We start from the raw sequence: 7271 nt of genomic DNA, 5'->3' as shown, positions 1-7271 counted from the left end.
AAGTCCAAGAATGGTATTATTTATCATTAAATCTTTCTACTGTTGTGAACCCCTAATGAGGAGAGACTTTTTTGTCACCTTAAGAGCCACCCATGATCACGGCATGTACACCGCCATCGCAACAAACGGCACCCTCATAACAAGAGAGGTGGCAAAAAGAATCAAAGACAGCGGAGCAGGCTATGTTCAGATCAGTTTGGACGGAGCAAAGCCCGAAACTCATGATGGTTTCCGCGGCGTATCAGGAGCCTTCGAGAAAACCATTAAGGGAATCAAGAACTGTGTGGATGAAGAAATCTTTGTGGAGATTTCAACCACCGGAACCAAGTACTCCAAGAATGAAATACCAGAAATAATAGAGCTCTGCGGACAGCTGAAAGTTCTCTGGTGGATGCTATACAATTTCGTTCCTAGCGGTCGCGGAAGGTTCATTGCAGAAAACGACCTCGAACCAAAAGAAAGGGAGGAAATCCTAAGACATTTGTATCAGAGGCTTAAAACCAATAATAAAGTGGAGGTTCTTTCTACAGCTCCCCAGTTTGCAAGAGTTTCACTCCAGATGGAGAAGGAAGCTAAGGAAAAGGCAGAAGACAACTTGATAATTGTACCCACACACTTCTATAATATGCGTCTCTACGAGCAGCTGGTTGAGTTGAGCGATTTTATCGGAGGCTGCGGAGCAGGCAGGGTCTACTGTGCTCTGGATCCGGACGGAACAATAATCCCCTGTGTCTTCTTCCCTGTCACTGTTGGAAATATCAGGAATGACAACTTCCAAGAGGTATGGGGCAACCCGGTGTTTAAGGAACTAAGGAATCGGGATAAGCTGAAAGGTCAATGTGGACAGTGCGAATACCGGTATGTTTGCGGAGGATGCAGAGCGAGAGCATACGGATATTTTGGAGACTATCTGGCACCTGATCCCGGATGCATAAATAATTTGGATTTATGGGAAAAGCTAAAAAAGGATAGAAAGTTGTCAGAACCGCACTCAATAGAAGTTTGAAGGTGGGGGTTCCTCACTTATCGTGGCTCCGAAACTTGTATTAAAAGGCACTTTACAAATAGTGATATGAAGGGTTCCGTGTAAAAGTTTTTGGCGGTGGTTTTCTTGTATGATGGAGTTCCCATTGTTTTAACTGCTGACAGAACTTTAATGAGTAATTACCTAGGTGGCATGTTTCTCGGTTTTAGTTCATGTGTCCCAGCGGGCTTTATACCCTCTTCTCTTTACTATAAAATTTTCAGTCCTCCTGTGGGGGTGAGCAGGGAAGGCGCAGCGATTTTGGCTCCTTATGGAACCAGAAAGATTGAAGCTGCTCTCCTCGAATATGGGTTTGACGAGAAAGAGGTAATTGTTACTAGTCCTGAGCACCTATCCCGGATTATTGGTCCCGATACGAAGGTTGTTGGCATAACCGAGACTGATCCTCTAGGAATTGGGCCTGCAACCACGACTTTTCGAGGCTTGTTCGGAGGATTGCCTCTTATGGCTTGGGAGTTTCTCCGGACTCTACTGCAAATCCGTTTAAGTAAGTTCAAACCAAAAATCTTTGTTGGAGGTCCGGGTGCTTGGCAGCTTGAGGATCAGGAAATAAGAAGAGTACTGGGTATAAGTTGTGTAGTTATTGGGGAGGGCGACATCGTTGTTCCTCCTCTCTTTGAAAAAGCGATTAGGGGAGAAAATGTCCCGGGAGTTATTTATTCGGACCCGGTATCATTGGATGATATACCTCTTATACGAAGACCTAGTGTTTGTGGACTGGTGGAAATTGCACGGGGATGTGGAAGGGGATGCAAATTCTGCACACCTACTCTGAAGATTTTCAGATGCCCTCCTGTTGACTACATTCTCAAAGAAGTGAGAGTAAACCTGAGGTTTGGAAGCCCTGATATCCTGCTTCACGCGGAGGATGTGTTGAGATATAAGGCTAAAGGTTTGAGCATAAATAGGGAAGCGGTTACGAGTCTTTTCGAGGCGGTTAAGAATCAGCCGGGAGTAAAGTCGGTAGAAATAAGTCACTTCGCATTAAGCTCTGTTGCAGCTGCACCACAACTAGTTGAGGAGCTATCGGAAATTCTCGAACTCAATGCTAAAAACTGGTTAAGTGGACAGACGGGAATAGAAACCGGGAGCCCTAAGATGGCCAAACAGCACATGTATGGAAAATGTAAGCCCTTCAGCTATAAGGAGTGGCCAGATGTTGTGGTTCAAGCCTTTGAAGTATTGAGTGAAAATCACTGGATCCCAGTTTCCACGCTGATTCTGGGACTGCCCGATGAAACAGATAAAGACATAGGGGACACTATTCACCTCATAAGAGAGTTGAGAAATTTTAAGAGCCTAATTGTTCCCCTATTCTTCGTAGCCATGGGTACACTCGGCGAGAAAAAATCTTTTACAGTTAATGACATGAACACCGCACACGCAGAACTTCTTCTTGAATGCTGGGAACACAATTTCAAATGGCTACCAGAGCTTGTCAATGAATATCGTAGAATAAAAAGGTTAACAAGAAGAAAAATTTTATCCTTAATCACAGGATTTGCTTCTCTTTTTGCAAGACAGATAATCCACCTATGTCGATACGATTATAATAACAATGTCCAAAAATTCATCAACGACTATAATGAGGGAAAAATTCGCAAAGGATTTCTAAGATTCACAAAATTTTATGACCGCATCCTAAAAAAGGTTACTCGCACACAAAACAAACAAACATCCACAATCTAATTTTGGAAAAAATTTTGAAAAATTTGTATATTTAACCATCCTCAAATTCTCAGAATTAGAACAAGGGTTCTTCGCTGCGGCATAAAGTAGTAGATATGTATTTTTGATTTTGGGTATGTGAAAACGTCCTGCCTAACTCCCATAATAGGGTTTGGATTTGGAAAAGAAGGCTTAATAACTCCTCCTTTACAAGCAGTCAACAAACAAAAACACATACCCCCATGCAAAAAATAACTATTACATCGTGCCCTTCGCTGCTGGAATAATGTTTAAATATCTGGTTCTTAAAAAAACGTTCACTAAAAGCTTTGGAGGTTTAGAGATGGAGGAGTTGAAGAGTGCAGTGGAACAAAGTATGGAGTGGTCGGATGAGGAATTTAAGGAAAAAATGCCTTCCCTTATGGCGAAAATAAGAGGAAAAGTCGGGGAGCTCATTGATGCAATGCCGGACCTACCACAGAAGTTAACCAAAAGGCTGGAGGAGAGCGACGCTAAGAAAAACGCAATCGAGGCACCCGAAGCATCAGAAGCGTTCACAGAGCTTCTGTGGGCAGTAATAAGCGCACTGGTTGAAAAGAAAGCAGAATTGAAAAAAGTAGTAGAGGCTGCAGGAAATATCAAGATTAACTACGAAGCTACAGACAGTCCCATGAAAGGACACTACGAACTAAAAGACGGGAAAATCACAGGTGGGCCAGGTCTATCCGAAACACAAGACCTTAAAGTCACAGGCCCTTCAGACGTTCTGATAAAGCTCACCACCGGAACCATCGATTCCACAAGCGGCTTTATGCAAGGTCTATACAAGTTGGAGGGTAATCTAGCGACGGGAATGAGGCTGGCTCCAGTAACCAAGAAAATCGCTGAAACACTTAAAGGACAATAGTCTCTCACAAAATTTTCGGTATTTTACACTTTTCGAAAATAAGGGAAAGAAGAAATGATAAAAGAATAATTTATCCATAGAAAAATTTTCTCTTTTATTATAACTTGTTTTTGTTCGGGGAGTGGGAAGCATTAACTCATAGATGTTTTTCTTTTTATGAGTTGATTTAGGGAAGCTAACAGCGTTTACCAAAATCTTTTTAGTAGTGATGTTTCCAGATTTTATTTTAATAATCTCAGGAATATTGGAGGGAGTTTTTGTTGTCTCTGCAGGAGAAAATGTCTGAATTTGTGAACAGAGCAGAGTATAGGGATTTACCTGCGGATGCACTAAGGGTTGCGAAGCAGAGTCTTCTTGACTATTTTGGTGTTACTCTTGTGGGGTCAGTTGACCCTATTGGGGATATTATTAAATCGTACTTAGAGGAAGTGGGATGTGTTGGTCCCTCAACAGTGGTTGGTTTGGGATTAAAGACTTCTTGTCCGGATGCAGCTTTTGCGAATGGCGTTTTGGGGCATGCTCTGGATTTTGATGATAGTAGCCCCTCGCTTTTGGGCCATCCATCAGTACCTGTTGCTCCGGCTGTCCTGGCAGTTGCGGAGTTATTAGAAGCATCTGGAAAAGAGTTACTTACGGCTTATTCTATTGGTGTGGAGATTGAATGTAAATTGGGTTTGGTTGTGAATCCGATTCACATGGCTAAGGGCTGGCATTGCACCTCAACTCTTGGTACCTTTGGAGCCACAGCTGCAGCTGGAAAATTGCTCGATCTTGATTCGGAGCAGATGATGTACGCGTTTGGTATAGCAGCCTCTGAATCCGCCGGCATTAGGGCAAACTTTGGAACAATGACCAAACCCTTCCACGCGGGGCGCGCAGCTGAGAATGGTGTCGTGGCAGCCATGCTGGCAAAAAAAGGATTCACATCAAACAAAAATGCTCTAGAAGAAGAGTTTGGATACCTCAAAGTCACAACTAGAGAATATAATACGGAGGCAATAGAAAAGCTCGGGGACCCTTGGGAAATGGTAGCACCGGGGATATACTATAAGTTATATCCGTGTTGTCACTATGGGCACGCGGCCATCAATGCTCTTCTCTCAGTTATGAGGGATAACAAAATAGATACCAACAATGTGGCAAGTGTTGAGGTTGGAGCGACTCAGGCAATCTATGACAATCTGATTTATCATGAGCCTAAGACTGGTCTTGAAGGAAAGTTTAGCATGCAGTTTTTCATGGCGGATGCTCTGCTCGAAGGTGGTGTGAAGTTTGAAGACTTCACAGATGAAAAGGTTAGAGATCCGAAGGTGATTGAATTTATGAAGAAGACGAAATTTGAAGTTGATCCAGAAGTGGACAAGCTTGTCCCTTATGGACTGGGGGCGGCGATATCAAGAGTAAAGATTAGGACCAGGGATGGCAAGGAATTCATAAAGGATGGAATGCCCACCGCGGGATTAGAAGAACTTAAGAATAAATACGGAATGTGTGCAGGCTGCGTCCTACCCCAAGAGAAGGTTAAAGAGTCGATGAACCTCATTCTGGAACTAGAAAAACTGGATAGCGTAAAAAGACTGATGCGGCTCATGTACTAAAAAAACCTGTAACAAGAATCGTAACTATTTCTTGAGAATATAAATTTATAAGAATAATAAACAAAAAATAAGTTTTGGCGATTGAAATGGAATTTACACACAGAGAATTTGCAGCAGATGTTCTGGTTATCGGTGCGGGTGGAGCAGGCACCAGGGCGGCTATAGAGGCTCATGAAAGAGGAGTCAGCGTGATGATTGTTGCGAAGGGCGGTTTTCCCTCGGGATGTACTCCCAATGCTGGGGGAATAATGCAGGCACCCATCGATCCTGGTGACAGTGCAGATATCTATTTTGAGGATGTTATAGAAGGAGGTGCGAGAGTAAACGACCAGAGACTGGTTAGAATATTCACTAGTGAGGCTAGGGATAGGGCTTTGGACCTGGATAGGTTTGGAACTCCGTTTATGAAGCAGGAGGGAAAGTTTTTAGTTGTGGGTGGTGCGGGAACATCGCGCAATCGTCTTCTCCCGGTTACCGAACTTTATGGCTCAGCATGGATTAGCGGTTTGGTTAATGAGGTTAAGCGTCGGGGAATTAAAATCCTTGAAGGAATTATGATAACAAGACTCCTGACGGATAAGGGAAAAATCGTAGGAGCCACAGGGATAAATGTCTCAACTGGAGAATTTTTGGTTTTTAATGCGAAAACAATTGTGCTGGCTACAGGGGGAGCCGGGCAGCTTTATGGTTTAACGACCAACCCTCCGGATGTTACCGGAGATGGATACGCATTGGCTTACCGGGCGGGAGCTGAGCTAACGGATATGGAGTTTATCCAGTTTAGAGCCTGCATCGTCCATCCACCTGGACTGAGGGGGCAGCCTCCACCTGCGGATGGAATGCCTGGGAGAGGCGGTAGGTTCTACAATGCCCTTGGGGAGAGGTATATGAAGAAATATGACCCGGTGCACGCAGAGGAAGTAACCCGTGACCTAATTGCCATTCGAGCCCAAATAGAGATAAGAGAGGGCAGAGGGACAGTTCACGGTGGAGTTTACAATGATCTCTCGGGTTTACCGGAAGAGATGTGGCCCCTTTTTTCAAAGTTTAGGGAGGCTTGTAAGGCTGAGGGTATTGACCCATCTTGGCAGCCTGTGGAGTGGGCTCCTGGAGTTCACCATTTTATGGGTGGTGTCAGAATCAACGAAAAGTGTGAGACAAATATTTCTGGTCTTTTTGCGGCTGGAGAGGTTGAGGGTGGAATTCATGGTGCGAACAGAATTGGTGGAAATGCTCTCACCGAAACTCAGGTTTTTGGAGCAAGAGCCGGAAGATTTGCGGCAGAAAAAGCATTATCGGTGTCCATGCCCGAAGCCAATAAGACACAGATTGAAGAAGAAAGAAACCGGATTCTAGAAATATATCTGCGCGACACAGGGGTGGATGCATTAGAGATAAGAACAGAAGTTCAGGGAATAATGGAGAAGTACATTGGGGTTATCAGAAACGCCGAAGAACTCCAGAAGGCGATTAATGAACTTTTGAGAATTAGAGAAGAAAAATTGCCACAACTGTGCACAGGAAAGGTAAAATCTGTGGAAAATCTTGGTAAAGCACTGGAAGTTATAAACTTCGTGGATGTTGGGGAAATGGTGGCTAGGGCAGCTCTTATGAGGACGGAGAGCCGGGGAGCACACTACAGGGAGGACTACCCGCAACAGGATGATGAAATGTGGTTAAAGAACATTATAATTCATTTAGAAACCGTAGAGATGAAGCTGAAGATCCTACCTCTTCAAACAATTTAATCTTAGTTATTCTTCGGCCCATTTCGCCTAATGTTCTAAAATAGAGGCGTTTAATTAGAATTATGCTGAACCACAGCTGGATGCCTGTGGAGCTATTACACACCTTCAAAGAAGCAAAACAACCCTGGCGCAACGACGCGAACTATCCAGAAATGGGGCAATATAACATGTTCCGAGTGGTGATAACGGTCGGCGGTCGAAGGCGAATACCTGAAAGCGAGGCTAAGCGGCTGCTCTATAAGAAATGTTGAAATAAAAAACTTTCAATCTCCGTAGCTGGAGAACGGTTTTTGCAAGGGTTGTAT

5 protein-coding genes are annotated in these 7271 nt (G+C 43.9%); all 5 read left to right on the top strand.

Annotated elements, in window-relative coordinates:
- Window positions 1-1006, top strand: a 1006-nt coding sequence (locus ACUVXA_RS13550) for an SPASM domain-containing protein (protein WP_445871810.1), incomplete at its 5' end; no start/stop codon positions are given.
- 105 nt (window positions 1007-1111) lie between these two features.
- Window positions 1112-2734 carry a B12-binding domain-containing radical SAM protein gene (locus ACUVXA_RS13545; RefSeq protein WP_445871809.1) on the top strand — a complete coding sequence of 541 codons (1623 nt, stop codon included), beginning with the start codon at window positions 1112-1114 and terminating at the stop codon, window positions 2732-2734.
- 322 nt (window positions 2735-3056) lie between these two features.
- Window positions 3057-3620 (top strand): SCP2 sterol-binding domain-containing protein, encoded by a 564-nt coding sequence (locus ACUVXA_RS13540; protein ID WP_445871808.1) that lies wholly within the window; start codon window positions 3057-3059, stop codon window positions 3618-3620.
- Between the two features lie 260 nt (window positions 3621-3880).
- Complete coding sequence (locus ACUVXA_RS13535; protein ID WP_445871807.1) at window positions 3881-5218, top strand: MmgE/PrpD family protein; 1338 nt, start codon at window positions 3881-3883, stop codon at window positions 5216-5218.
- 86 nt (window positions 5219-5304) lie between these two features.
- Window positions 5305-6966, top strand: a complete 1662-nt coding sequence (locus ACUVXA_RS13530) for an FAD-dependent oxidoreductase (protein WP_445871806.1) — start codon at window positions 5305-5307, stop codon at window positions 6964-6966.
- Window positions 6967-7271: the final 305 nt, after the last annotated feature.

Source organism: Candidatus Jordarchaeum sp., from assembly GCF_052745115.1.
This window is presented reverse-complemented; position numbering and strand designations above follow the sequence as displayed.

Bases quoted from the DNA above. Each gene is read 5' to 3' on its own strand.
- ACUVXA_RS13530 (WP_445871806.1), top strand. From the start codon at position 5,305: ATGGAATTTACACACAGAGAATTTGCAGCAGATGTTCTGGTTATCGGT.
- ACUVXA_RS13540 (WP_445871808.1), top strand. From the start codon at position 3,057: ATGGAGGAGTTGAAGAGTGCAGTGGAACAAAGTATGGAGTGGTCGGAT.